Below are 23,782 nucleotides of genomic sequence, written 5' to 3' on the forward strand. Positions count from 1 at the left end.
ATCAAGGACACTGGTAATACCCCCTCCCAATCGCCTGTGAGAAACCTCAACGGCTCGACTCTAACAATTGAAGGCCAAGGGAAAGCCCCCATTCTTGGCCCCTTAACATTTAAGCCGCTTTCAAAGAGGCCGTGGACGACTGCCTCCAGACCTGCCAGCAACTGAAGCAGGCTCCAGAAATACCGTGCAAGGGATCTTTCAACGTGCGAGTCGGGCATGACCTGCACCTGGCGGCAGCCCTGAGTGCCAATCGGCAGAACATGACACTCAATGACCTGACCCGCCAGGCACTCAGTGAATACCTGCAGCGTCGCGCCTGACCCTATCGCCGATCAGCGACTCGCCACCACGAACAACCGTGGGAACGGCAGCAGCACGCTGCCATCGGGCAGTGCCGGATAGGCTTCGCTGATCGCCGCCAGGTAGCGCTCCAGGTAGGCAGCCTTTTCAGCCTCGTCCAGCGGCGCCAGGTAGGGCCGCAATGCAGAGCCCTTGAACCACTCCACCACGGCTGCATGGCCACCCGCCAGCGGATGGTGGTAGGTGGTGCGCCAGACATCCACACTGGCGCAGTGCGGCTTCAGCAACTCGTAGTAGAAAGCCGCATCATGCCGCGGTGGATGCCGTACCGCGCCGATCTTCGCGGCCCAGGGGCCCTCGGCCGCTACCTCGCGCGCCAGCCTGTGGGACGGTTCCTGCATGTTGTCGGGGGTTTGCACCGCCAGGCTGCCGCCACTTGCCAATCGGCTCACCAGGCGCGGGTACAGGCTGGCGTGATCCGGCAGCCATTGCAGTGAGGCGTTGGCGAGAATCACGTCGAACGCCTGATCCGGATTCCAGGTGGCGATGTCGGCCAGCTCGAAACTCAAGCCGGGCAGGCGTGCCCGGGCGCTGACGAGCATGTCGTCGGAACTGTCCATGCCGGTGACGCGGGCCTCGGGAAAACGTTCGGCCAGCACCTCGGTGGAGTTGCCGGGCCCGCATCCCAGGTCCACCGCCACCCGCACGTCGCGGGTTGGAATCGCCGCCACCAGATCACGTACCGGGCGGGTGCGTTCGGCTTCGAAGGTTGAATACTGCTTGGCTGACCAGGTCATCACGCTTCCTCTTTGTGTTCAGGGAATGCGCACAGCGTAGGTTTTGCAAAGCATGATGACAAATGCCAATAATGACGAACTGCCATACCTTCAGGGTATCAAAATGCTTGAACTGCGTCGCCTGCAGGCGTTTGTCGCCATCGCCGAAGAAGGCCATATCACCCGGGCGGCCGAACGCCTGAACATGCAACAACCCCCCTGACCCGGCTGCTGCAGAAACTCGAAGCCGAACTGGGGGTGACGTTGATGGAGCGCCTGCCGCGCGGTGTGCGCCCGACCACCGCCGGCCTGGCCTTGCTCGAAGAAGCCCGGGACCTGCTGGCACGTGCCAACGCCGTACCCGAGATCGTCCGTCGCGCCGCCCGTGGCGAACAGGGCCGTCTCGGTGTCGGCTTTACCAGCTCGGCGGCGCTGCATCCGTTCGTCCCGGGGGTGCTGCGGCACTTTCGCGAGACCTTTGGCGGCGTCTCGGTCGCCCTGGAGGAAGCCGGCACTGGCGAATTGATGGATGCCCTGGTGCACGAACGCCTGGACGCGGCGTTCGTCCGCTCCCCCTTGAGCGGTACGCCAACCCTGCAAGCCGAACCGATCCTGACGGAGCCCATGTTGCTGGCGCTACCCATGGACCATCCCCTGGCACAGGACTCCGACACGGCGCTGCCCCTGGCCGCCCTGGCTGGTGAGGCTTTTGTCCTGTATCGGCGGCGAGTCGGCCTGGGGCTCTACGATGCCATCCTGGTGGCCTGTCGCGAGGCGGGGTTCAGCCCCCGGGTGATCCAGGAAGCGCCGCGCATGGCCGCGACCCTGAGCCTGGTCGCTGCGGGGCTCGGGGTCTCCATCGTCCCGGCGTCGATGCAGCGGCTGCGTGGCGATGGCATCGCCTACCGCCCCTTGAGCGGTTGCCCGGGATTGATGGCGCCGCTGCACCTGGCGACCCGGATCGGCGACAGCTCGGCGGTCCTGCGGCGCTTTCGCGAACTGGTTGCCCAGGCGGCCGCTGCCGAACACTGACCTCCCCTCAGTTCCCTCGCCCACCGGCAAACGACCACTCATCCGCCGCGGTGGTGGTGATCACCACCATCACATCCTCCGGATCCAACCCGGGCGCCACGTGCAGGCGTTCCACCAGGGTCCGGTAGAACGCCTGTTTCACTGACGTTTCCCGCTGCCGTCCGGCCGTAATCGCAATCAGCACGTAGTCGTGACTGCGTGGGCCGCCGAGGTAATGCGCGTCAAAAATCAGTTCGCCCGGTTCATGCTGATGAATGACCTGGAAACGATCCGTAGGCGGCACATCGAAACTCTCCACCAGTGCCTCATGCAGGCTCTGGGACAGCATCTTCAGATACTCGGGCGACTTGCCCCGATGCAACGAAATACGGGCGAAAGGCATGGCGGACAGCTCCAGGAATCGGGTTGACGCCAGCACGTTAACAAGCCACGATCGTGCCGAATATCAGATTAATCAGAACCAATAATCCCAATTAAGTGGACATTAATATCATGCGTCGCCAGACCTTCGACCTCGATGTCCTGCGGACCTTTGTCACCGGCGTGCAGTTGAACAGCTTCGCCAAGGCGGCCGAACGACTCGGGCGCTCGACCTCGGCCGTCAGCGCCCAACTGAAGAAACTCGAAGAGCAGGTCGGCAGCGCAGTGCTGGCCAAGTCGGGCCGTGGCCTGGTGCTGACACCACTGGGCGAAACGCTGATGAGCCAGGCTCGTCGCCTGCTGGAGCTCAACGACGAGATCTTCGACAGCCTGCATGAAGCCCAGGTTGAAGGCTGTGTTCGCCTGGGGCTGCAGGAGGATTTCGGCGAGCACCTGCTCAGCGACATCCTGCGCCGCTTCGCCAAGGCCCATCCGCGAGTCAGCCTGGAGGTGCGAATCGGCCGCAACGCCGAACTGCTCGGGCTGATCGAGCGCGGCCAACTGGACCTGGCGCTGGCCTGGGAAACCGCACTCGGCACGCCCTACTCCAGCCGAATAGGCGCTACGCCCATGCAATGGATCGGTCCCAGGGATCAGCCTCTCTACCAAGAGGGCGCACCGCTGCCATTGGTGATGTTCGATGCGCCCTGTGTTTTGCGCAGTGCGGCCACCGAAGCGCTGGACCAGGCCCGGATACCCTGGCGGGTGGCGCTGACCAGCCCCAGTGTCGGCGGCATCTGGGCCGCCGTGACGGCGGGACTGGGTGTCACCCTACGCACCCGTATCGGCCTGCCCGAGCACCTGGCTGTATTGCCAGGATTACCCAGCGTACCCAGCCTGGGTTACGTGCTGCACCGCGCCGTGGCCGAACCAGTGGGAGCGGTCAGGCAACTGGCGTCATTGATCCAGGGCAGCCTGCAGGAGCAGGCCTTTCACTGCTCGAATTCCAGCAAGGATTGACAAACCCGGCGCCAGCTCTTAAAACTGGACACCTGATCCAGGGTGTAAACAAATATGTCCGCAACGCTCAACTCTTTCGCTATCGCCGTTGGCTTGAAGGCCAAGGCTGTCGCGTGCGTTGCGTTCGCCCCTAAATCGAAGAAACAGTCGCTCATGTGACCGGGGCGCGCTGTCCCGTCAGATGAGCTGACAGGACATTGAGCGCGACGGACACCCTCCCTCCTCCCAACTTCCTTCTACGCTTCTGACGGTGACGAAACGGTCAACCATCAGGAGAAAGTGCATGTCAGCGTTTCAAGGTATCTGGGTTCCCATCGTCACGCCGTTCATCAATCAGGCGATCGACTTCGTCGCGCTGCGCCGGTTGGCCAGCCATCTGCTCGAATGCGGCGTCGACGGCCTCGTGGTCTGCGGCACTACCGGCGAAGCCGCCGCCCTGGGCAAGCACGAGCAACTGGCAGTGCTGGATGCGGTGCTCGAAGTGGCCGAGCCACACCAGGTGGTGATGGGCCTGGCCGGCAACAACCTCACCGAGCTGCTGCAGTTCCAGGGCGAAATTCTCAAGCGTCCGGTGGCCGGCCTGCTGGTGCCCGCGCCCTACTACATCCGTCCGTCTCAGGCCGGCCTGCAGGCGTTCTTCAAGACGGTTGCCGATGCCTCCAGTGTCCCGCTGATTCTGTATGACATTCCCTATCGCACCGGCGTGAGCTTCGAACAGGCGACCCTGCTCGACATCGTTTCCCACGACAACATCGTCGCCATCAAGGACTGCGGCGGCAACCTGAACAACACCCTGGCATTGCTGGCCAGCGGCAAGGTCGATGTGCTGTGCGGCGAAGACAACCAGATCTTCAACGCCCTGTGCCTGGGCGCCAGCGGCGCGATCGCCGCCTCGGCGCACGTTCATCCCGAGCGGTTCGTGCAATTGTTCCGGCAGGTCCGGGAACAGCAGTTGGCCGCCGCGAGAACCACCTTTTTCCAACTGACCCCGCTGATCCAGAGCCTGTTCGTCGAACCCAATCCCGCGCCCGTGAAAAGTGTACTGGCCCTGCAGGGGCTGATTCGAGACGAGTTGCGTGCACCCATGCTCGCCAGCAGCCACACGCTGGTCGAGCGGCTGCAAGGGATCCTGACGGCCCTCAAGCAGGTGTCGCGCTAGACGCCGAGGCGTTGCCCGGGCAGGATTCGCCGATCAGCCATCAATCAGGGAAGTCGAGATGTTCTACCGAATCGCCGCCGACGCCGTGGTGTCGTTTCACCTGCTGTTCATCCTGTTCGTGCTGTTTGGCGGACTGATGGTGCTGCGCTGGCGCTGGTTGATCTGGCTGCATCTACCTGCCGCCACCTGGGGCGTGCTGGTCGAAGCCCTGCACCTGGAATGTCCGTTGACCCGCTGGGAAAACCTCTTTCGCCAGGCCGCCGGACAAGGCGGCTATGGCGGCGGCTTCATCGAGCACTACCTGATTCCACTGATCTATCCAGCCGGCCTCACACCGGCGATACAACTGGTACTGGGCAGCATCGTGCTGCTGCTCAACCTCATCGTCTACCTGCGGATCTTCAGGACCCGACGCCCGCGAGCCGCGTTCTAGAGCACCGGCGGGCACACCTGCGACGAAACGGCGCTGGTGCCGCCTGCGGATTGACCCGCCCGAAAAACCACCATATAGTGTGCCGAAATCAAAGAAAAACACTACATGATGTGCCACGCTTCTCCTACGGCACTATCATCATCCTGGATCACCAGGGTTTGCCGATTGCCTGCTTGTGCTGTGAATCCTGTTGAACGGGAGTTGCAAACACGTGTCTACCTGCCTGCTCGAAAGGCAGTGAACCAGGCCTACAAACACCCCTCTTTACAAGGAATATCCGATGCTCAGCTGGGACGAATTCGACAAGGAAGACGGTGAAGCGACCGCCAAGAGTGCCGTTGTCGGTCAAGCCGCCGAAGCCACCATTGACCGCCTGGACAGCGCCGGCGGTGCCGCCGCCCTCGAAGCCCGTGCCGTGACCGCCAGCGACTCCGCCGCGATCATCCGCGCCAAGGCCGCCCTCGACGCCCTCGACGTCGCCGAAGGCCTGGCTGAACTCGAAGGCGCCTCGGCCCGTGTCGCGGTCGATGAGAAGCGCATGATCAACTGCCGCGCCGACCTCAACCAGCTCGTCCCCTTCAAGTACGACTGGGCCTGGCAGAAGTACCTCGACGGCTGCGCCAACCACTGGATGCCGCAAGAGGTCAACATGACCGCCGACATCGCCCTCTGGAAAAACCCGGAAGGCCTGACCGACGACGAGCGTCGCATCGTCATGCGCAACCTGGGCTTCTTCTCCACCGCCGACTCGCTGGTGGCGAACAACCTGGCCCTGGCCGTGTACCGCCTGATCACCAACCCCGAGTGCCGCCAGTACATCCTGCGCCAGGCCTTCGAAGAGGCGATCCACACCCACGCCTACCAGTACTGCATCGAATCGCTGGGCATGGATGAAGGCGAGATCTTCAACATGTACCACGAGATTCCCTCGGTGGCGAAAAAGGCCGCCTGGGGCCTGAAGTACACCCGCTCGATCTCCGACCCGCAGTTCAACACCGGCACCGTCGAGACCGACAAGGAACTGCTGCGCAACCTGATCGCCTACTACTGCGTGCTGGAAGGCATCTTCTTCTACTGCGGCTTCACCCAGATCCTGTCCATGGGCCGTCGCAACAAGATGACCGGCGTCGCCGAGCAGTTCCAGTACATCCTGCGCGACGAGTCCATGCACCTGAACTTCGGCATCGACGTGATCAACCAGATCAAGATCGAGAACCCGCACCTGTGGGATGCCGAGATGAAGGAAGAAGCGACCCAGATGATCCTGCAGGGCACCCAGCTGGAGATCGAATACGCGCGTGACACCATGCCGCGCGGCGTGCTGGGCATGAACGCGGCGATGATGGAGGACTACCTCAAGTTCATCGCCAACCGTCGCCTGTCGCAGATCGGCCTGAAGGAAGAGTACCCAGGGACCACCAACCCGTTCCCCTGGATGAGCGAGATCATGGACCTGAAGAAGGAGAAGAACTTCTTCGAAACCCGTGTGATCGAGTACCAGACCGGTGGTGCGCTGAGCTGGGACTGATTCGTCCCGCACGAAGCGACCGCGACACCCGAAGCCCTGAACCTGGTTCAGGGCTTTTTCATTGGCGACACCCGGCCCCCTACAACCTTTATTTCAGCAATTTTCGTTGTATAGACGTCTGGGCCGGCATCAAGACTTGATCAGTCCTGGCATCGGTATATCAATGAGCTACACAAAATCTCATCAGCTAAACATGAGTGCTTCATTCTGGACGCTGCCTGCCAGAAAGCAGAAGAGCTCGTTCTGGACAAGCGCATGTTCATGCTCGATGACAGTGCATTCGACTCATTCGAAATAGCGTTGGAAGCCAACCCGGCACGAGGGAACCGGTGTCTGCAAAAACTCCTGGCAAGGCCAAAACGCTGGAACTGAGTGCTCCACAAAGGCTGGATGAACAGCACGATCTGAGCAATTTCGATTGCGCAGAGAATTCGATAAATGAATACCTCTTCAACAAGGCACACAAAGCCCAAGCCGCCAAACACGCGGTAGTCCATGTGGTTTGCCTGAAAGACACCCAGAAGGTCATGGGTTACTGCACTGTATCCATCCTTGCGAAGCAGTGGGATCCACCGCCGTGCCAGTCCATCCACTCAATGAAAGACTCGCCGATTTTCACGCGAGACATGCCGGCTTCGTTTCCTGCCCCGGCCTGTCGCTCATCACCCTGATGCTTGCACCGCAATGGCCCGCTCTAGAGCCATCATCGCCATAATGCACCACCTCTGGTCGGCAAGTCGTATTCCGACAAAATCGTGTCGTTTCTGATCGCTCCGTCAACGTCGGCAAATCCAATAATTCACCCCACAGACCGGTCTTCCGCCATAGGCCGGTCCCGCGACACCGCGAGTATGCAGCCTCGCTTCACAATTCCAACGCTGCGGCGCCTTTCCGAACCGGATAACCGGTCGCAGACAACCATATGACTCAGAACCTATGGACCCGCGCACACGAGCGGACCATCTCTGTGTGCGCAACAATTGTGAAGATTTGACTGCCATGACTACTACATCGATTTCCAGTGCCGGTTCTGCAACCGGTCACCGTAATGCTCTGCTCGTCGCCCACATCGCCGCGGTCCTGTTCGGGCTGACCGGTATTCTCGGCGCCCTGATCAAGGCCGACGCCAGCGTGATCACCTTCGGGCGCGCCACCTTCGCCTTCATCGCCCTCGGCTTCGTCGCCGGGCTCAAGGGCACCCGCCTGCTGGACGCACTGACCTGGCGCAACCTGCCGATTATCGGCCTGACTGGCACGCTGCTCGCCGCGCACTGGGTCACCTTCTTCATCGCCGTGAAAGTCGGCGGTGTAGCCGTGGCGACCCTGGGTTTCGCCGCCTTCCCGGCGTTCATCGCACTGATCGACCTGCTGGTGTTCCGTGACCGGATCGGCGCCACCGAAAGCCTGCTGCTGCTGATGGTATCGGCCGGCCTGGTCCTGGTAGTGCCCTCCTTCGACATGGTCGACAAGGGCACCGTCGGGCTGATCTGGGGTCTGGTTTCGGGCCTGTCGTTCGCCCTGCTGACCGTCGCCAACCGTCGCAACACCAGCGGCATGAACGCCATGCAGACCTCGTTCTGGCAGAACTTCGTGGTCGCGGCACTGGTGGCGCCCTTCGCCTTCAGTCACCTGGCGAACACCAGCCTGCGCACTGACGACTGGGTCAACCTCGCAGTACTGGGTATTTTCTGCACCGGACTGTCGCAGTTCCTGTTCGTGAAGAGCCTGGAGGGTCTGCAGGCCCGCACCGCCGGCATGATCATCGCGCTGGAGCCGGTGTATGCGATCGCCTGTGCCTGGTGGCTGTTCAGCGAACAACCTTCGCTGCGCATGGCCGGCGGTGCCGCGCTGATCGTGTTGGCAACCATCATGAGCGCATGGCGCAAGGCCTCTGCCCATTGATGGCGTGATACCGCTTGCGCTGATCCGAGCAAACCGCTGGCCACACAATGGCCGGCGGTTTTGTCATCTGGAAAAAGGATCTGCGCGGTACAACATCCTGCGCAGTCACCCTCGCGTCAGGCGTGGCCGCGAAAACGCAGAATTCGCGCCCCATCAAACGGGTCGATGAGGTAATGCGCGTGGACACCGAACGTTTCCAGCAGGCGCTCGGGGGTCAGTACGTCGTAGGGCTTGCCCAGGGCCACCAGGCAGCCCCGGTCGAGGATCGCCAGACGATCGCAGGTCAGCGCCTGGTTGAGGTCGTGCAACGCCACCAGGGTGGTCACCGGCAAGGCCTGCACCTGACGCAACAGGCTCAATTGGTGCTGGATATCCAGGTGGTTGGTGGGTTCGTCGAGCAGCAGCACCTGCGGGCGCTGTGCCAGGGCCCGGGCGATATGCACACGCTGGCGCTCGCCACCGGAAAGCTCATGCCACAGACGCTTGCGCAGGTGCAGCGCATCGGCATCGGCCAGGGCCTGCTCGACGATGGCGCGATCCTGCGCCCCGAATGGCGCCAGGGCTGACAACCACGGCGTGCGCCCGAGGGCCACGGCTTCGAAGACACTGATCGCCTCCCCTGTATCGGCCTGCTGTTCGACCAGCGCGAGCACCTGTGCAACGCGTCGTCGGGACAACCGCGCCATGGGCTCGCCCAACAGATGAACACTGCCCAGGCTGGGCGTGCGCAAACCCGCCAGCAGCTTGAGCAGGCTCGACTTGCCCGAACCGTTGGGCCCCACGATACCCAGCGTCTCGCCAGGGAAAACCGTCAGTTCGATATCCCGCAATACCTCACTGCTGCCCAGGCGCAGTCCCAGGCCAAGACAGGACAGCGGAGCCATGTTCGTGCGGGTCATGACCGTCATGAATGCCTCCTGCGGCTGATCAGGATCAGGGCGAACACCGGGGCGCCGATCAGTGCGGTGACCACGCCGACCGGAATCACCTGCCCCGGAATCAGGATGCGCGAGCAGATGTCAGCCAGCACCAGGAAAAGTGCACCACCCAGCGCACTGGCCGGCAACAGCCGAGCGTGACCGGGCCCCAGCAGCAGGCGCAAGGCATGTGGAATGACCAGCCCGACAAAACCGATGGCTCCCACGATGGACACCATCACCGCCGTCACCAGCGACACGCCAGTGATCAACAGCAACTGGGTGCGCCGCACCGGGATGCCCAGCGAGGCCGCCGAGTCGGCACCAAAGGTAAAGGCATCCAGCGCGCGCCGATGCCACAGGCAGACCAGCAGCCCGGCCAACGCCACCGGGACGGCCAGCCACACCGATGGCCAACGCACGCCGCTGAGATTGCCCAGCAGCCAGAACAGGATGCCGCGGGCCTGCTCGGCGGTGGCCGACTTGGTTACCAGGAAGGCCGTCAGCGCATTGAACAGTTGCGATCCGGCGATACCGGCCAGGATCACCTGGGCATTGTTGCTGCTCGCCCCGGCCGCGCGCGATAGCAGCAGAACCAGGACAAAGGCGCACAAGGCCCCGATGAAGGCGCCGCCGGACAGCGATAACGCTGCGCCACCCAGGCCCAGCAGCCCCACCGCCACCGCTCCGCTGGAGGCGCCCGCCGAAAGGCCGAGCAGGTACGGTTCGGCCAGGGGGTTGCGCAACAGCGCCTGGAGAACCACGCCACAGGTCGCCAGCCCCGCGCCGCAGGCCGCTGCGACCAGGGTGCGGGTCAGGCGGTAGTTCCAGATGATGCCCGCATCGATCGGCTCGACCGGATAACCGGCCTGCCACAGCTGGTTGGCCAGTACCTGGTAGATCAGGCGTGGCGACAGGCTGGTCTCACCGATGGCAATCCCCGCCAGCAAGGCCGCGAACAAGGCGACCAGCGCCAAGAGGCTGTAGGGCAGCAGGCGGCTCTTCACTCTGGCGCCTTACCCGTGGCGATGGCCGTGGACAGGGTTTCCAGCCCGCGGAACAGGCGGATGCCGGCCTGCATGGCATCCGCATCGAGGATCACAATGCGGTTGTTCTTCACCGCATCCATGTTCCTGGCCACCGGATCATTGCGCAGGAATTCGAGTTTCTTGCGGTAGTCGTCCGCCGGGAAGCGACGACGGTCCATCCGGGCGATGATCAGCCAGGTCGGATTGGCCTTGGCCAGGGTTTCCCACCCCACGGTCGGCCACTCCTCATGGGACTCGACGACGTTGCGCACACCCAGGGTCTGCAGCATGAAATCGGCCACGCCCTGGCGACCAGCCACGTAGGGATCGGTCGCCAGGTCGGCACTGGAGAACCAGAACAGCGCACTGGTGCCGGACAGATCCTTGCCGGCCAGCTGCCTCTTCGCCTTGTCCAGGCGGGCCTGCAGGTCGGCATTGAGCGCGACACCACGATCCTGCACGTCGAAAATCGTCGCCAACTGGCTGATGCTCTTGTAGATGCTGTCGACCTTGAACGGCTGCAACCGGGTGCCATCGGCGCCGACCAGGTTGTCCTTGCCTTCGCAGTCCGAAGGCAGCAGATAGGTCGGGATCTTCAGTTCGCTGAATTGCTCACGGGTACCGACCGAGCCCTGCGGCCCGACCATCCATTCGAACTGTACCGCCACCAGTTGCGGCCGCTTGCCCACCACGGCCTCGAAGCTCGGGTCGTTGTCGGCCAGGCGCTCGACCTTGTCGTTCTGCGCCTGGAACTCGGGCAACACGTTGTTGAACCACAGCGAGGTGCCGACCAGCTTGTCACCCAGGCCCAGCGCATAAAGCATTTCGGTGCCGGCCTGGCCGATGGTGACCGCACGCTCGGGCGCCTGGGCGAAGGTCTGCGGCAGGCCACAGTTTTCCACGGTCAGCGGGTACTGGGTGGCAGCGGCCTGGGCCAGGCCGGTGAGGCTGAGGCCGGCGAGCAAGGTGGCGAAGCGAGGCAGCATGGTGGGCGATCTCCTGTCGGGCAGTACACGAAGTGGACGCATGGACAGGCATCGCCACCCTGGCGTGATGCCAGGCGTAGCCCTTTACAGGGGAGATGGCCATCCCGGACACCCCGCCGGTTGGTGAATGTAGGCCGGCAGGTCTCCTGACTGGTGCGTCCTGGCCCGCCTCCGGCCTTCCCGAATCGCAGGGATCCAGTGGCATCGTTGGAGTGGGCTCGGCACCTACAGTTGCGGGGGCAGTTCCGTTTGGTCCGCCATGATCGGCGGCCCGGGATTCCCTATTATTTCCGAGTGGAAACCGGCGGTCGGCATGGTAGAGCATCGGCTCGCAATTGGGAACGCATCAAGAACAGCTCTCATTTTCTGAAAACCCATCTCGGCGCTTTCTGAAACGCCAATTTCTCGACTCGTTCGAGAATAATTGCAGCCATCTAAAGGATTTTTCCTACATATTTCCCGTTGATTCAGCGCTCCTCGACGCCTAATCTTTCCGTGTTGCTGCCAATTCAGCAACCGGGCTTGGACACCCGAATTTGGAAACAAGCGCACATCGCCGCGTTCGCGGTATTCTTGTGCTCGCTTTATGGCGAGCTGTGCGCGGGACACCTGTGATGGGTGTGCCGGGTTCTTGTTTCCCCGGTTGTCCAACCTGCGTACGGTTCGCCACCCTTTCGCTTGGACACGAAAGATGGCGGGCATTCTCAGTTGCTCTGAAACAAGGATTGAGCGATGACCAAGAAAATCACCCCAGACCCACCGCCCTGCCGCACTTCGAGTCCCACTGAAAAGAGCGACTTCCTGCGCAACGCCATGTACAGCGCCCTGGACCAGATCAACTCGGAGCCACCGCCGCCCGAGCCACTCGATGCCTTCGCCACAACTGCCTTCAACATCACCAGCGACTCCGCCGGCAAGCCCGCGCTCTTTGCCATTCAACCCGGCGTCACCGCCAAGGTCGCCTTGGCCCGGGTATCGGACCTGCTCAAAAGCGCCGAATTGAACGCCGACGAAATCGGCCCGCACCTCGACGGCATTGACCGTGAGTTGTTCAGAGGGATGCTGCAATCGCTGGAGTTGTCGCGGGCGATCGTGGACTCGCTGCTGGCAGCGACAGCGTTGCCCGCTTGCACCTGACTAAATGACATACCAGCAGTCGTCTACAGAAGTAGCGACTGGCGCTGACAATGATCGTTCCCACGCTCCGCGTGGGAATGTCTCCGAGGACGCTCAGCGTCCGCCCTGGTGACGCTAAGCGTCACGTGCTGCATTCCCACGCAGAGCGTGGGAACGATCTGATGCGGAGCGTGGGAGCGATCGGAAGTCCGCTGCCCGGTGCTGGGAGCCCACAGCAAGTGCTCGGCGGTGGCGCCCATCGAGAGGTTGCCGGTTTCGGCATAGGCCTGGGAGCGACTGGCGCTGGCTCTGAAAATGACTCGCGGGCGCTAGCTGGAACAACGATCGTTCCCACGCTCCGCGTGGGAATGCCTCCGAGGACGCTCAGCGTCCGCCCTGGTGACGCAGAGCGTCACGTGCTGCATTCCCACGCAGAGCGTGGGAACGATCTGATGAGGAGCGTGGGAGCGATCTGATGCGGGGCGTGGGAACGATCGGAAACCGGTACGCTGAATCAGTCCTGCTTCGCCCCCATGTACAGGTCGAAGTTCTTGATGTGATCGTCAAGGTTGTCCTCGAGCATCAGCCGATACTGATCACAGAAATACTTCAGCATCGCCTCACGCGCCTGGGCCATTTCTTCGCCGGACTTGAAACCGCGCGCACTGACCCAGGCATTGAATCGGGTGGTGCCGAACATCATCGAAGCATTGACCTTGCCGAAGTTCTCGACCTGCTTGAGCTGTTCGTTGGACAGGTTGATGTGCTCGTCCGCACGGTCGTAGAACGATTCGTCGATGGTTTCTGACATGGCAGGCTATCTCTGGATGAAAAACGCTGTATGGGACCAGCCTTCCCGCCTTCTGTCCAGAACCGTTCAACTTGCCAGCCGATCGGCGACCTCCCGGGCCACTTCGATGAAGGCACGTGCCGCCGCACTCTGGTAGCCACCCTTGCGCTGCATGAGTACCGCCGTGCGCTGCAGGCGCAGCGGCTGCAGTTCGATCGCCACCAGATCCGGGTGCGCCAGGGTAATGGCCGCAGGCAGCAAGGTCGACAGCCCGGTCCGACGCACCATCTCGATCACCGCACCAATGGCGTTGGCCTCCATCTGTACACGCGGATGAATGCCGTGCTGATGGCAATAACGATCGATCTGCTCACGGGTCGCGAACTCGGCACTGAGCAGCACCAGCGATTCGGCACTCAGCGCCTCCAGCCCCAGGGTGCGCTGCCCGGCCAGCGGGTGTCTGGCGTTGACCACCAGGGCCAGCGTTTCAACCAGCAGCGGCTCGGCCTCGATATCCTGGGCATGCACTTCCTCAAAGGCGATACCCACCTCCAGTTGATCGGCCAGCAACTGTTCCTCCATGGACTCCTGGGCGATCTCGCGCATGTTCAGGGTGATGTTCGGATAGCGCTGGTGGAAGGCCTCGACCAATGGCCCAACCAGGTAGGTGGTGAACGTCGGCGTCACCGCCACCCGCAGTGACCCTCGGCTCAGGTCACCCACATCATGCAGGGCACGCCTGGCCTCTTCCAGCTCCTGCTGGGCCCGGCGGGCGTAGCGCAGGTACACCTCGCCGCTATCGGTCAGCCGCGTGGAACGTCCGGAGCGGTCGAACAATTGCACACCCAGGCCATCCTCCAGTTGCCGCACCTGCTGCGACAACGCGGGCTGGGATACGTACAGGGCCGCTGCCGCCCGGGTGAAACTGCCGTGTTGCGCCACGGCGAGAAAGTACTGGATGTGCCGGGCAAGCATCGCCTCACTCCATAAGATTATCTGATGCACTCCATCATAAATGAGACTTTTATCTTATGTCATGCGCTGCGTAACCTCTGCTCCATCGCAATGCGAACCAGAGGAATCAGCCATGAAAGACATCATCGAAGGTTTTCTGAAATTTCAGCGTGACGCCTTTCCCGAACGCATCAAGCTGTTCAAGGACCTGGCCAACCAGCAGAGCCCGCGGGCGCTGTTCATCTCCTGCTCCGACAGCCGCCTGGTCCCCGAGCTGGTCACGCAACGCGAACCGGGCGACCTGTTCGTCATTCGCAACGCCGGCAACATCGTACCGTCCTACGGCCCCGAACCAGGCGGTGTGTCGGCCTCGGTGGAATACGCCGTCGCCGCCCTGCAGGTGTCGGACATCGTCATCTGCGGGCACTCCGATTGCGGCGCCATGACCGCCATCGCCACCTGCAAATGCCTGGACCACATGCCCGCCGTGGCCGGCTGGTTGCGCTACGCCGACTCGGCACGGGTGGTCAACGAAGCCCGCCAGCATGCCGACCAACCGGCCAAGGTCGATGCGATGGTCCGTGAAAACGTGATCGCCCAACTGGCCAATATCCAGACGCACCCCTCGGTACGCCTGGCCCTCCAGGAAGGTCGCGTGACCCTGCATGGCTGGGTCTACGACATCGAGAGCGGCCGGATCGACGCGTTCGATGGCAGCAGCGGCCGGTTCGTGTCGCTGGTGGACCACCCGGATGCCCGCGCCGTTTCCCATTGAACCGCAATCACCGAATACTTTTTTCAACCAAGGAGACAACACCATGATCCAGTCGCAAATCAGTCAGAACGCCCGTCTTGCCCTGAGCGAAGTCATTCTCCTGGCCAAGGCCCGCAAGGACCTCTCGTTCGCCCAGATCACCGAGGGCACCGGCCTGTCCGAAGCCTTCGTCACGGCCGCGTTGCTCGGCCAGCATGCCCTGCCGCTTGCTGCTGCCCAGGTGGTGGCCGACAAGCTGGGCCTGGACGCCGACGCTGTCCTGCTGCTGCAGAGCATTCCGCTGCGCGGCAGCATCGAGAATCGCGTGCCGACCGACCCGACCATCTACCGTTTCTACGAGATGCTGCAGGTCTACGGCACCACGCTGAAGGCACTGGTCCACGAGAAGTTCGGTGACGGCATCATCAGCGCCATCAACTTCAAGCTGGACATCAAGAAAGTCGAGGATCCGGAAGGCGGCTCGCGCGCCGTGATCACCCTGGACGGCAAGTACCTGCCGACCAAGCCGTTCTGATCCGCCGCTGAAACGGTCCGGCTGCCGCTATGGCGCCGGACCCGGCAGTCAGTATTGCGCAACAGTCCCTTGCAGAACGGTCTCCACCCGCCCACTCAAGATCACCCCGCCACTGCCATCCCACTGCACGCTGACCGTGCCACCGTCGCACTGCACCTGGACGCGCTCGTCCAGCAGGCCACGGCGAATGCCGCCGACCACCGCGCCACAGCAGCACGAACCCGAGCCCTGGGCGATGCCGCCACCACGCTCCCAGATGCGCAGGCGGATATGACTGCGGTCGATGACCTGGACAAAATGCACGTTGGTCTTTTTCGGAAACAACGGATCGGTTTCGATCCTCGGCCCCCACTCGGCCACATCGATAACTGAAAGATCGTCGACGAAGAAGGTGCAATGAGGATTGCCCATGCTGCAGGCCACCGGGCTGCCGGCGATAGGCAGGTTCAGGGTGTCCATCGCCTCGGCCAGAGGAACGCTCTGCCAGTCCAGCGATGGTTTGCCCATGTCCACCGAGATAGCCCCACCCTCCTCGCGCACGCAGGTCAGCAGTCCACGATTGCTCCTGAGCACCACCGACGAGCTGCCGGCCTCGCGCATCAGCGTATCGGCCACGCCCCGGGTGGCGCTGCCGCAGGTGTCGAGGGGTGAACCATCGGGGTTCCAGAACACCACGCGGGCGGCTGCATCCTCACAGTCGAGCACCACCGCCAGTTGATTGAAACCTATGCCGCGATTGCGGTCGCCCAGGCGCCGAGCCACCGCACTGGTGATCGGATCAGTTTGGCCACGGCGGTCGATGATGACAAAATCGTCGCCATGGGCATGCATCTTCACAAAGCTGAGGGTCATGCGCGCTCCTGTCGGCACTCGGCAAACGTCAAGCATAAGGGGATGGTGATCAGGCCGTCACTCTGCGGGGCTGCGGTTCGCCTGAACCTGGTCTTCGAGCAGTTGCACGAACACCGACAGGTTCTGCGACACCGTACCGCGACGCCAGATCAGCCAGGTCTGCAGGTAACGGAAATCCGGCGACATCGGCCAGACGCTGACGGTGCTGCAGCCCGGCATGCTCTCGAGCATGCTGCGCGGCATCATCGCCAGTCCGGCACCGGCGCTGACGCAGGCCAGCATGCCGTGGTACGACTCCATCTCGAAGATCTTGCCGGGCACCGCCGCATCGTGACTGAACCAGCTTTCGAAGTGGTGGCGGTACGAGCAGTTGGCCCGGAACGCATAGATGCTCTCGCCGTTCACATCGGCACCGCGGGTGATCGGCGCATGCTGCAGCGGTGCGATGATCACCATCTCCTCATCGAACACCGGCACGCCTTCCAGGGTCGGATGCAGGATCGGGCCGTCGACGAACGCCGCCACCAGTCGCCCGGACAGTACCCCTTCGATCATGGTCCCGGAGGGACCGGTGGACAGATCCAGCTCGACCTTGGCGTATTGCTGGTTGTAGGCCGCCAGCACAGCCGGGATGCGCACGGCCGCCGTGCTCTCCAGCGAACCGAGGGCGAACGGGCCCTGGGGCTCTTCCCCGGAGACGGTCAGGCGGGCTTCGGCCACCAGGTCGAGGATGCGCCGGGCGTAGTCCAGGAAGCTCCACCCTGCCGGGGAGAGGCGCAGTCGGCTCTTCTCGCGGATGAACAGCTCCACCCCGAGATCCTGCTCCAATTGCTTGATGCGGGTGGTCAGGTTCGACGGCACCCGGTGAATGAGTTGCGCAGCAGCACTGATGCTGCCCTGCTCGGCAACGGCCTTGAAGATTTCCAGCTGGACCAGATCCACGTCATTCTCCAATCGTGAATGAATGGCTCAGTATTATTCAGTTTCCATAAAAACAACAGCGCCGTAATCTGGCTCCATAACCCACCCAGCAGGACGGTGCCATGACTACTGTGTCGAACCAGACCCACGCTATTTCGATCAACCCCTTCAATGGCGAGCAGATCGGCCACTATGCCTACGAGTCTGCCGAACAGCTCGACGCAGCACTGGCCCGCTCCGCCAAGGCCTATGCCGGCTGGCGCCGCACCAGTGTCGCCCAGCGCGCGCAACGGATGATCGCCCTGGCCAAGGCCCTGCGTGACGGCGCCAGCCAGATGGCCGAAATGATCAGCCTGGAAATGGGCAAGCCGATCACCCAGGCCCGTGGCGAAGTCGAGAAATGCGCCCAGCTCTGCGAGTGGTACGCCGAACAGGGCCCGGCCATGCTCGCACCTGAGCCGACCCTGGTGAACAACGGCAGCGCGCGTATCGAGTACCGCCCACTGGGTGCGATCCTGGCCGTCATGCCGTGGAACTTTCCGGTCTGGCAGGTACTGCGCGGCACGGTTCCGACCCTGTTGGCCGGTAACACCTACGTGCTCAAGCATGCCCCGAACGTGATGGGCAGCGCCTACCTGCTGCTCGACGCGTTCAAGCGCGCCGGCTTCCCGGAAGGTGTCTTCGAGGTGATCAACGTCACCCCCGACGGCGTCTCCAAAGCCATCGCCGACCCGCGTATCGCCGCCGTGACCCTGACCGGCAGCGTGCGTGCCGGCACCGCGATCGGCTCCCAGGCCGGTGCGGTATTGAAGAAGTGCGTGCTGGAACTGGGCGGCTCCGACCCGTTCATCGTGCTCAATGACGCCGACCTCGACGCAGCGGTGCAGGCCGCGGTGATCGGTCGCTACCAGAACACCGGGCAAGTCTGTGCGGCGGCCAAGCGCCTGATCGTCGAGCAGGGCGTGGTGGAAGAATTCACGCGCAAGTTCGTCGAAGCCACGCGCAAACTGGTGGTGGGCGATCCGCTGTCGGCCGAAACCTACATCGGCCCGATGGCCCGTTTCGACCTGCGCGACGAGTTGGACCAGCAGGTCCAGGCGACCCTGGCCGAAGGCGCGACCCTGCTGCTGGGTGGCAGAAAAGCCGAAGGCAACGGCAACTTCTATGAGCCGACCGTGCTGGCCGACGTCACCGACCGGATGACCTCGTTCAAGCAGGAACTGTTCGGTCCGGTGGCGTCGATCATTACCGCCCGCGACGCTCGCCACGCCGTGGAACTGGCCAACGACAGCGAGTTCGGCTTGACCTCGACCGTCTACACCGCCAACGTCGACCTGGCGCAGCAGATTGCCGACGAGCTGGAAACCGGTGGTGTGTTCATCAACGGCTACAGCGCCTCCGACCCACGCGTGGCCTTTGGCGGCGTGAAGAAGAGCGGCTTTGGTCGCGAGCTATCACACTTCGGCGTACGCGAGTTCTGCAACGCCCAGACCGTCTGGCTGGACCGCAACTGATCTGAACCGAGCCGCTGCCGAACAGGCTCACCACAGGTGTTCATCAACAGCTACAGCACCTGCGCCTCACACATAGCCTTCGGCAGCGTGAAAGAGAGCGACTTCGACCGCGAGTTGCCGCACTCCGTGGCGAGCGGGCTTGCCCGCGTTGGGGCGCAAAGCGCCCCCATAACCAGCCACCTCGACCTATCAGGAAGACCGAGGCGGCTGGTTTTGCGGCTGCCTTGCAGCCGAGCGCGGGCAAGCCCGCTCACCACAGGTGTTCATCAACAGCTGCAGCACCTGCGCCTCACACATAGCCTTCGGCAGCGTGAAAGAGAGCGACTTCGACCGCGAGTTGCCGCACTCCGTGGCGAGCGGGCTTGCCCGCGCTGGGGCGCAAAGCGCCCCCATAACCAGCCACCTCGGTCTATCAGGAAAACCGAGGTGGCTGATTTTGCGGCTGCCTTGCAGCCGAGCGCGGGCAAGCCCGCTCACCACAGGTGTTCATCAACAGCTACAGCACCCTCGCCCCACACATGGCCTTCGGCAGCGTGAAAAAGAGCGACTTCGACCGCAAGCTGCCGCTCACCACAAGTACTGTACCACCCTCGCAAATGCCATCTGATCCGTATTTTTCTTCACTACCTGAATCTGTATCGGGATCAGATTTCCCCTGACAATAAGTCACCGCCCGGCGTCCCGGGTCGCGTTTGAGGGGAGAGTTCGATATGACTCACTGTTCGCTGCACCGCAATTCCTTGGCTCAGGAGGCCTGAAATCATGGGCAAAATGGCAATTTTCCTTGGCGGCTTCCTGCTACTGACCATCGCGATCGGCTTGCTGGCTACCATCTCTCCGACCTGATCCTCGACACAACCAGCCCCTTCACTCCGGATGAGGGGGCGCCTGCGTTGGGCTCAGTTCAACGAGCCACGGCTCGAACCGTTGTCCAAAGGACACCGTCGCACGGAAGCCGAAGGCGTCGCTTTCGCGATCCTCGTAGCGTTGTCCCTTTATCCGTTGCCGTATCGGCTCAAGCTGGCTGCTGAAGGCCGCCGGTACGTTGATCTTTTCCACATCGACCTCGGTGACCCGCCCCGTCAGCAGCCGTGGCCGGCTCTCGGTACTGTCGAGGACCAGAGGTTCGATCCTGCCGGGGAGGATCAGGTACCGATGGGTGTCCGGGTACTTCGCCCGCAAGGCCTGGGCGTCCTGCCCGGCATCGATCAGGAACAGTCGACTGTTGCCATTCAATTCGAAGGCCAGCGACCGGCTGGCCGCCTCCAGGGTATTTTTCGAGGCGCCCTTGCGCGCTTCCCGAGCCTCGTATGCCCGGGCCTTCTCGAGGGCACGCTGATAGGCAGGGCCATTGAATTCGAACGCCAGGAACACCGACCGTGAGAAGCGCTTGGTGTAGCGACTGCTCCTGTACTGCGTCTCGTAGGGCCTGGAGACATCGAAGCCCAGGCTCGCCAGCTTGTCCTTGTCCAACCAGACCGTCACGTCGCCCGGATCGGAATAGGCATTCTCGTAGGGGTGCAAACCCCGTAGACGCAAGTTCAGCGACAGGCCGCTGTTGTCGGCGTCATCGCGATAGGGCAACTGCAATTCGCGCTGGGACAGGTTCAGTTGTGCTTGCGGCGTACCGCTGCGGTTATACGCCACTCCCGACAGCACCACAGCATGCGTCACCAGAATCAGCGTCACGCCGGCCATCAGTGTGTAACGGCTTGTCCACTTGATCATTGAACACCTCTGGACTGCGGCGCCCTCAGCTTCCTGAGCACGACCAACGCCAATACAGCCGCCAGGCCGACCAGAAAGAAGAACAGGTACTTGGGCAAGGTCTCCCACCACCAGTCATAAAACTTGGTGAACAGGAAGATCACGAAGAAGGTCACGCCGGTGTTGACCACATCCGGCCAATGCCGGCGGATCCCCAGCCAGATCGCGGCGGCACTGAGCAGGAAACCCGCCACCTGATAGCCGTGTTCGATCCGCTTCGGCTCGAACGCCAGGTAGCTGCCCTCCCCCCAATGGGCCAGGATCAGCACCGGCACCAGCAGGGCCAGGAGCGCGGACACCCGGTAAGTCATGGCAAAACCGGGGAAGCGCTTGTGCGGCAAGAACTGCGCGGCGAGCGCGAGCAACGCGGCTGCCGGGAAGAAGTTCTCCGGGCTGTCGCCCATGTCCAACCAGTACATACCCGACCAGGTACCCACCCGTGCGGCGACAAAGCCTGCCAGGCAGAGGATCGCGGCCAACAACAGCAGGCGCAGGTTGCAGCTGTAGGCCAGCAACAGCGCGAACGCGCCCCAGACGACGAAGGCCTTGTCGGAGGGCGTGATGTTGAAGACCTGGCCCAGCATACTGATATCGAGCACGAAGCAGGCGAAGGCGACCATCGCCGCCAACTGGGTGAAATAGCCGGTGCTGTCGCGTCCTTGCAGCCAGATCGTGCCGATGAAGGTCACCAGAGGGGCCAGCACCAGCGTGACGACCTGCGCCACGGTCGAGAACGTGCCCCAGAAGCGGTAGAAGAGAAAGAACACGCTGGCCGCCAGTGCCAGTGCCCCGAGAAACGAGGCAATGCGCATGCCCATCGACAACTGCCGGGAACCGCTGGTCAGGTCGATATCGAAAGTATCGCGGTAGTTGGCGAGCAGCGCCTGATGATGGCTGGTCAGCGCGCTCTGCTGCTCGGCGGAGAGTTGCAGCACGCCTTCGTGCTCAAGTCGGCCCAGCTCCAACTGGAAAACGCGTATGTCGTCGGCGCGCTGCTGGGCTTCTGTTTGGGTAAGTACACTCATTCGGCATTCCATTGACCGGGGGCGAGTCCCATACGCCCGCCTCCCCAAGTGCCCATGCTATGCGCAATTTCCCCTGCATGGCGCCCCGTTTATACAGAAGCCTCCACAGGCTGCGAGGCAAGCCATACCGATACCCTCAAGCCCCGGCGCCGCGCCTCATCGGTGTAGTCCAGTCGGATTCGTGCACCGATACGCTCGGCAATCGCCCTGATGATCGACAGCCCCAGGCCGGAGCCGGTGCCCTCGTTGCCCAGGCAGCGGTAGAACGGATCGAATACCCGCTCGCGCTCCTCGACCGCTATCCCCGGACCACTGTCGCTGACCTGCAGCACCACCCCGCCCTGCCCGCCATTGACCGACAGGTCCACCCGCCCGCCGACCGGGGTATAGCGAATGGCGTTATCGACCAGGTTACGGACAATCGCCAGCAAGTCCTGCTCGCTGATCGCCACCTGCTGATCCTGATCACCGTCCACGCCGATATCGATCTCCTTGAGTTCAGCCAGCGGCAGCAGGTCCTCCAGTACGCGACGGTACATACCATGTACTGATATCGATTCAGGGACCCGGTTCGGACTCGACTGCGCCGTGGCCAGGGCCAGCAATTGGTCAATCAGGCTCTTGCCGCGTTCGATCCCGCGCTGCAGCGGATGCAGGCGCTCACGGGCCGCCTCCGACAGCTCGGCCGCCGCCAGGCGCTCGGCCTGCAGCGATAACGCGGTCAACGGCGAGCGCAGCTCATGGGCCGCATCGGCGACAAAGCGCCGCTGGCTGTCCATCGACCGCGCCACCCGCTCCAAAAGGCGATTGATGGCTCGTACGAAGGAGCGGATTTCACTGGGCAGGTGCTGCTCATCCATCGGGTGCAGATCCTGTTCGCTGCGCCGGTCGACCTCCTGCGCCAGCAACGCGATCGGTCGAAACAGCTTGCCCACCAGGTCCGCCACCACCAGCAACAGCACCGGCAGCAGGATCAGGAACGGCAACAGGCCACGCCAGGCACTTTCCCGGGCATCCTGGTCGCGCGCACCGGTCTCCTGGGCCACGGCGATCCGTTCGCCACCGGCCAGGGTCTTGACCAGCACACGAAACGGCTCGCCGCCCACCTCCAGGGTACTCAAGCCATCGGCCAGGCTGGCCGGCAACGGCAGCGGACCACCATCATCGACATTGCCCGAGGCCTTCGCACCATCGGCCAGGTACTGGACGATGACCCGTGACTCCTCGTCATCGTCCTTGATCGGCGTGGTGACCGCCGACGGTTTCAGTGTCATGTTCTGGCGTTCGACCAGCACCGCCACCTGGCGCAGGGTGTTGTCCTGCAACTCCAGTGCCTCATCGAACGCCGAGACGAAGGCAAAGCCGCCGGCGACTCCAGCAACCAGCAGGATCGCCAGCGACAGGACGATGGACAGCCTGAGCTGGACCGACTCGTTCAGGCGCCTTTTGAAACCATCCATCCCATTCCCCTGACGTTCTTGATGACCTGGCTGCCCAGCTTGCGCCGCAGCGCATGAATCAGAAACTCCACCGCATTGCTTTCCACCTCGTTGCCCCACCCATAGAGACGGTCCTCCAGATCGGCCCGGGATAGGATCGCTCCCGGCCGAATCAGCAGCGCCTGCAGCAACGAGAACTCGCGGTTCGACAACTGCACCTCGGAATGTTCGGCGGTGCTGGCCTGCTTGGACACCAGGTCCAGACTGACCACGCCATTGCTCAGCAGCGACAGCGCCGTACCGCCCTTGCGTCGCAACACGGCACGCATGCGCGCCAGCAGTTCGGACATTTCGAACGGCTTGAGCAGGAAGTCGTCGGCACCACTGTCGAGCCCCCGCAGGCGCTCATCGAGGTTGTCGCGGGCGGTGATGATCAGCAGCGGCACCGCGTTGCCGACCCGGCGGATGCCGTCGAGCACATCCAGCCCATCCTTGCCCGGCAGGCCCAGATCTAGCAGCACCAGGTCGTAGTGCTGAGTGTCCAGCGCTGCCAGGGCGGTCAGGCCATTGCCCAGCCAATCGGTGGCATAACCGGCATCCTTCAGGGCCGCCTGGATCGCCTCGGCGATCATCGCATCATCCTCGACCAGCAGTATCCGCATGTTCCTCTCCGA

The 23,782-nt window shown here is 62.9% G+C and carries 24 protein-coding genes, 2 pseudogenes and 1 riboswitch; of the genes and pseudogenes, 13 read left to right on the forward strand and 13 right to left on the reverse strand.

The features are described 5' to 3' along the window. Nucleotides 1–113: 113 nt before the first annotated feature. Nucleotides 114–320, forward strand: a pseudogene (locus HU752_RS18665) (toxin-antitoxin system HicB family antitoxin); the annotation flags it as partial. 12 nt (nt 321–332) lie between these two features. Here the strand turns inward: HU752_RS18665 and tam are convergent. Continuing rightward, nucleotides 333–1,097: a trans-aconitate 2-methyltransferase gene (gene tam / locus HU752_RS18670; RefSeq protein WP_186683435.1), complete on the reverse strand. Its 765-nt coding sequence runs from the start codon at nt 1,095–1,097 to the stop codon at nt 333–335. A gap of 103 nt (nt 1,098–1,200) precedes the next feature. Between tam and HU752_RS18675 the strand changes: the two are divergent. Then, nucleotides 1,201–2,108: pseudogene (locus HU752_RS18675) on the forward strand (LysR family transcriptional regulator). 7 nt (nt 2,109–2,115) lie between these two features. Here the strand turns inward: HU752_RS18675 and HU752_RS18680 are convergent. Beyond that, nucleotides 2,116–2,490 (reverse strand): tautomerase family protein, encoded by a 375-nt coding sequence (locus HU752_RS18680; RefSeq protein ID WP_186683434.1) that lies wholly within the window; start codon nt 2,488–2,490, stop codon nt 2,116–2,118. Between the two features lie 110 nt (nt 2,491–2,600). Between HU752_RS18680 and HU752_RS18685 the strand changes: the two genes are divergently transcribed. From HU752_RS18685 to HU752_RS18715, 7 genes are all read left to right on the forward strand, one after another. Next, nucleotides 2,601–3,488 carry a LysR substrate-binding domain-containing protein gene (locus HU752_RS18685; RefSeq protein WP_186683433.1) on the forward strand — a complete coding sequence of 296 codons (888 nt, stop codon included), beginning with the start codon at nt 2,601–2,603 and terminating at the stop codon, nt 3,486–3,488. Between the two features lie 283 nt (nt 3,489–3,771). Next, a complete protein-coding gene (dapA, locus tag HU752_RS18690) occupies nt 3,772–4,647 on the forward strand; it encodes a 4-hydroxy-tetrahydrodipicolinate synthase (protein ID WP_186683432.1) in 876 nt (291 codons plus the stop codon). Between the two features lie 58 nt (nt 4,648–4,705). Beyond that, nucleotides 4,706–5,080, forward strand: a complete 375-nt coding sequence (locus HU752_RS18695) for a DUF2784 domain-containing protein (RefSeq protein ID WP_186683431.1) — start codon at nt 4,706–4,708, stop codon at nt 5,078–5,080. A gap of 280 nt (nt 5,081–5,360) precedes the next feature. After that, nucleotides 5,361–6,608, forward strand: a complete 1,248-nt coding sequence (locus HU752_RS18700) for a ribonucleotide-diphosphate reductase subunit beta (RefSeq protein ID WP_186683430.1) — start codon at nt 5,361–5,363, stop codon at nt 6,606–6,608. A gap of 177 nt (nt 6,609–6,785) precedes the next feature. Next, nucleotides 6,786–6,980 (forward strand): type II toxin-antitoxin system TacA family antitoxin, encoded by a 195-nt coding sequence (locus HU752_RS18705; RefSeq protein WP_264084003.1) that lies wholly within the window; start codon nt 6,786–6,788, stop codon nt 6,978–6,980. Continuing rightward, entirely contained in the window at nt 6,938–7,279 is a 342-nt protein-coding gene (locus HU752_RS18710; RefSeq protein ID WP_225920019.1) for a hypothetical protein, read from the forward strand. Before HU752_RS18705 ends, HU752_RS18710 begins: the two co-directional genes overlap by 43 nt. Nucleotides 7,280–7,607: 328 nt before the next feature. After that, the gene (locus HU752_RS18715) at nt 7,608–8,510 is read left to right on the forward strand and encodes a DMT family transporter (protein ID WP_186683429.1); all 903 of its coding nucleotides are present in this window, start codon (nt 7,608–7,610) and stop codon (nt 8,508–8,510) included. Between the two features lie 116 nt (nt 8,511–8,626). Here the strand turns inward: HU752_RS18715 and HU752_RS18720 are convergent, their stop codons facing one another. From HU752_RS18720 to HU752_RS18730, 3 genes are read right to left on the reverse strand one after another with little or no spacing between them, the layout of a single operon-like run. Next, nucleotides 8,627–9,418 (reverse strand): ABC transporter ATP-binding protein, encoded by a 792-nt coding sequence (locus HU752_RS18720; RefSeq protein ID WP_186683428.1) that lies wholly within the window; start codon nt 9,416–9,418, stop codon nt 8,627–8,629. Beyond that, nucleotides 9,415–10,434, reverse strand: a complete 1,020-nt coding sequence (locus HU752_RS18725; RefSeq protein WP_186683427.1) for a FecCD family ABC transporter permease — start codon at nt 10,432–10,434, stop codon at nt 9,415–9,417. The genes HU752_RS18720 and HU752_RS18725 overlap by 4 nt, the downstream gene beginning before the upstream one ends. After that, on the reverse strand, nt 10,431–11,441 hold the full coding sequence (locus tag HU752_RS18730; protein WP_186683426.1) for an ABC transporter substrate-binding protein: 1,011 nt from the start codon (nt 11,439–11,441) through the stop codon (nt 10,431–10,433). Before HU752_RS18730 ends, HU752_RS18725 begins: the two co-directional genes overlap by 4 nt. Nucleotides 11,442–11,560: 119 nt before the next feature. Then, a riboswitch (cobalamin riboswitch) is annotated at nt 11,561–11,762 on the reverse strand. Between the two features lie 411 nt (nt 11,763–12,173). On the opposite strand from HU752_RS18730, the gene HU752_RS18735 reads away from it, so the two are divergent. Then, nucleotides 12,174–12,578 (forward strand): DUF6124 family protein, encoded by a 405-nt coding sequence (locus tag HU752_RS18735; RefSeq protein WP_186683425.1) that lies wholly within the window; start codon nt 12,174–12,176, stop codon nt 12,576–12,578. Nucleotides 12,579–13,071: 493 nt separating this feature from the next. Here the strand turns inward: HU752_RS18735 and HU752_RS18740 are convergent, their stop codons facing one another. Further along, nucleotides 13,072–13,368: a DUF3144 domain-containing protein gene (locus tag HU752_RS18740; protein ID WP_186689308.1), complete on the reverse strand. Its 297-nt coding sequence runs from the start codon at nt 13,366–13,368 to the stop codon at nt 13,072–13,074. Between the two features lie 66 nt (nt 13,369–13,434). Continuing rightward, on the reverse strand, nt 13,435–14,322 hold the full coding sequence (gene cynR, locus HU752_RS18745) for a transcriptional regulator CynR (RefSeq protein ID WP_186689305.1): 888 nt from the start codon (nt 14,320–14,322) through the stop codon (nt 13,435–13,437). A 112-nt stretch (nt 14,323–14,434) separates the two neighbouring features. Between cynR and HU752_RS18750 the strand changes: the two genes are divergently transcribed. Then, nucleotides 14,435–15,076, forward strand: coding sequence for a carbonic anhydrase (locus tag HU752_RS18750; protein WP_186689303.1), 642 nt, complete (start codon nt 14,435–14,437; stop codon nt 15,074–15,076). Nucleotides 15,077–15,119: 43 nt separating this feature from the next. Then, nucleotides 15,120–15,590 carry a cyanase gene (gene cynS / locus HU752_RS18755; protein WP_186689301.1) on the forward strand — a complete coding sequence of 157 codons (471 nt, stop codon included), beginning with the start codon at nt 15,120–15,122 and terminating at the stop codon, nt 15,588–15,590. Between the two features lie 48 nt (nt 15,591–15,638). Here the strand turns inward: cynS and dapF are convergent, their stop codons facing one another. Together dapF and ptrR are read right to left on the reverse strand one after the other, a co-directional pair. Continuing rightward, entirely contained in the window at nt 15,639–16,442 is an 804-nt protein-coding gene (dapF, locus tag HU752_RS18760) for a diaminopimelate epimerase (RefSeq protein WP_186689300.1), read from the reverse strand. A gap of 57 nt (nt 16,443–16,499) precedes the next feature. Continuing rightward, nucleotides 16,500–17,384, reverse strand: coding sequence for a putrescine utilization regulator PtrR (gene ptrR, locus HU752_RS18765; protein ID WP_186689298.1), 885 nt, complete (start codon nt 17,382–17,384; stop codon nt 16,500–16,502). A gap of 101 nt (nt 17,385–17,485) precedes the next feature. On the opposite strand from ptrR, the gene HU752_RS18770 reads away from it, so the two are divergent. Then, entirely contained in the window at nt 17,486–18,877 is a 1,392-nt protein-coding gene (locus tag HU752_RS18770) for an aldehyde dehydrogenase family protein (protein ID WP_186689296.1), read from the forward strand. 867 nt (nt 18,878–19,744) lie between these two features. On the opposite strand, the gene HU752_RS18775 is transcribed toward HU752_RS18770, so the two are convergent. From HU752_RS18775 to HU752_RS18790, 4 genes are all read right to left on the reverse strand, one after another. Beyond that, nucleotides 19,745–20,605, reverse strand: a complete 861-nt coding sequence (locus tag HU752_RS18775; RefSeq protein WP_186679562.1) for a DUF4824 family protein — start codon at nt 20,603–20,605, stop codon at nt 19,745–19,747. After that, the gene (locus tag HU752_RS18780) at nt 20,602–21,669 is read right to left on the reverse strand and encodes a DUF2157 domain-containing protein (RefSeq protein WP_186679560.1); all 1,068 of its coding nucleotides are present in this window, start codon (nt 21,667–21,669) and stop codon (nt 20,602–20,604) included. Before HU752_RS18780 ends, HU752_RS18775 begins: the two co-directional genes overlap by 4 nt. Nucleotides 21,670–21,758: 89 nt before the next feature. Next, nucleotides 21,759–23,129 carry a sensor histidine kinase gene (locus HU752_RS18785; RefSeq protein ID WP_186679558.1) on the reverse strand — a complete coding sequence of 457 codons (1,371 nt, stop codon included), beginning with the start codon at nt 23,127–23,129 and terminating at the stop codon, nt 21,759–21,761. Further along, nucleotides 23,105–23,770 (reverse strand): response regulator, encoded by a 666-nt coding sequence (locus HU752_RS18790; protein ID WP_186679556.1) that lies wholly within the window; start codon nt 23,768–23,770, stop codon nt 23,105–23,107. Before HU752_RS18790 ends, HU752_RS18785 begins: the two co-directional genes overlap by 25 nt. Nucleotides 23,771–23,782 lie beyond the last annotated feature (12 nt).

The sequence above is a fragment of the Pseudomonas vanderleydeniana genome (assembly GCF_014268755.2).
In the GTDB taxonomy this organism is placed as follows: Bacteria; Pseudomonadota; Gammaproteobacteria; order Pseudomonadales; family Pseudomonadaceae; genus Aquipseudomonas; species Aquipseudomonas vanderleydeniana.

Excerpts from the sequence above, each read along its gene's own strand:
- tam (WP_186683435.1), bottom strand. The coding sequence starts at position 1,097 with ATGACCTGGTCAGCCAAGCAGTATTCAACCTTCGAAGCCGAACGCACC.
- HU752_RS18680 (WP_186683434.1), bottom strand. The coding sequence starts at position 2,490 with ATGCCTTTCGCCCGTATTTCGTTGCATCGGGGCAAGTCGCCCGAGTAT.
- HU752_RS18685 (WP_186683433.1), top strand. The coding sequence starts at position 2,601 with ATGCGTCGCCAGACCTTCGACCTCGATGTCCTGCGGACCTTTGTCACC.
- dapA (WP_186683432.1), top strand. The coding sequence starts at position 3,772 with ATGTCAGCGTTTCAAGGTATCTGGGTTCCCATCGTCACGCCGTTCATC.
- HU752_RS18695 (WP_186683431.1), top strand. The coding sequence starts at position 4,706 with ATGTTCTACCGAATCGCCGCCGACGCCGTGGTGTCGTTTCACCTGCTG.
- HU752_RS18700 (WP_186683430.1), top strand. The coding sequence starts at position 5,361 with ATGCTCAGCTGGGACGAATTCGACAAGGAAGACGGTGAAGCGACCGCC.
- HU752_RS18715 (WP_186683429.1), top strand. The coding sequence starts at position 7,608 with ATGACTACTACATCGATTTCCAGTGCCGGTTCTGCAACCGGTCACCGT.
- HU752_RS18720 (WP_186683428.1), bottom strand. The coding sequence starts at position 9,418 with ATGACGGTCATGACCCGCACGAACATGGCTCCGCTGTCCTGTCTTGGC.
- HU752_RS18730 (WP_186683426.1), bottom strand. The coding sequence starts at position 11,441 with ATGCTGCCTCGCTTCGCCACCTTGCTCGCCGGCCTCAGCCTCACCGGC.
- HU752_RS18735 (WP_186683425.1), top strand. The coding sequence starts at position 12,174 with ATGACCAAGAAAATCACCCCAGACCCACCGCCCTGCCGCACTTCGAGT.
- HU752_RS18740 (WP_186689308.1), bottom strand. The coding sequence starts at position 13,368 with ATGTCAGAAACCATCGACGAATCGTTCTACGACCGTGCGGACGAGCAC.
- cynR (WP_186689305.1), bottom strand. The coding sequence starts at position 14,322 with ATGCTTGCCCGGCACATCCAGTACTTTCTCGCCGTGGCGCAACACGGC.
- HU752_RS18750 (WP_186689303.1), top strand. The coding sequence starts at position 14,435 with ATGAAAGACATCATCGAAGGTTTTCTGAAATTTCAGCGTGACGCCTTT.
- cynS (WP_186689301.1), top strand. The coding sequence starts at position 15,120 with ATGATCCAGTCGCAAATCAGTCAGAACGCCCGTCTTGCCCTGAGCGAA.
- dapF (WP_186689300.1), bottom strand. The coding sequence starts at position 16,442 with ATGACCCTCAGCTTTGTGAAGATGCATGCCCATGGCGACGATTTTGTC.
- HU752_RS18770 (WP_186689296.1), top strand. The coding sequence starts at position 17,486 with ATGACTACTGTGTCGAACCAGACCCACGCTATTTCGATCAACCCCTTC.
- HU752_RS18775 (WP_186679562.1), bottom strand. The coding sequence starts at position 20,605 with ATGATCAAGTGGACAAGCCGTTACACACTGATGGCCGGCGTGACGCTG.
- HU752_RS18780 (WP_186679560.1), bottom strand. The coding sequence starts at position 21,669 with ATGAGTGTACTTACCCAAACAGAAGCCCAGCAGCGCGCCGACGACATA.
- HU752_RS18785 (WP_186679558.1), bottom strand. The coding sequence starts at position 23,129 with ATGGATGGTTTCAAAAGGCGCCTGAACGAGTCGGTCCAGCTCAGGCTG.
- HU752_RS18790 (WP_186679556.1), bottom strand. The coding sequence starts at position 23,770 with ATGCGGATACTGCTGGTCGAGGATGATGCGATGATCGCCGAGGCGATC.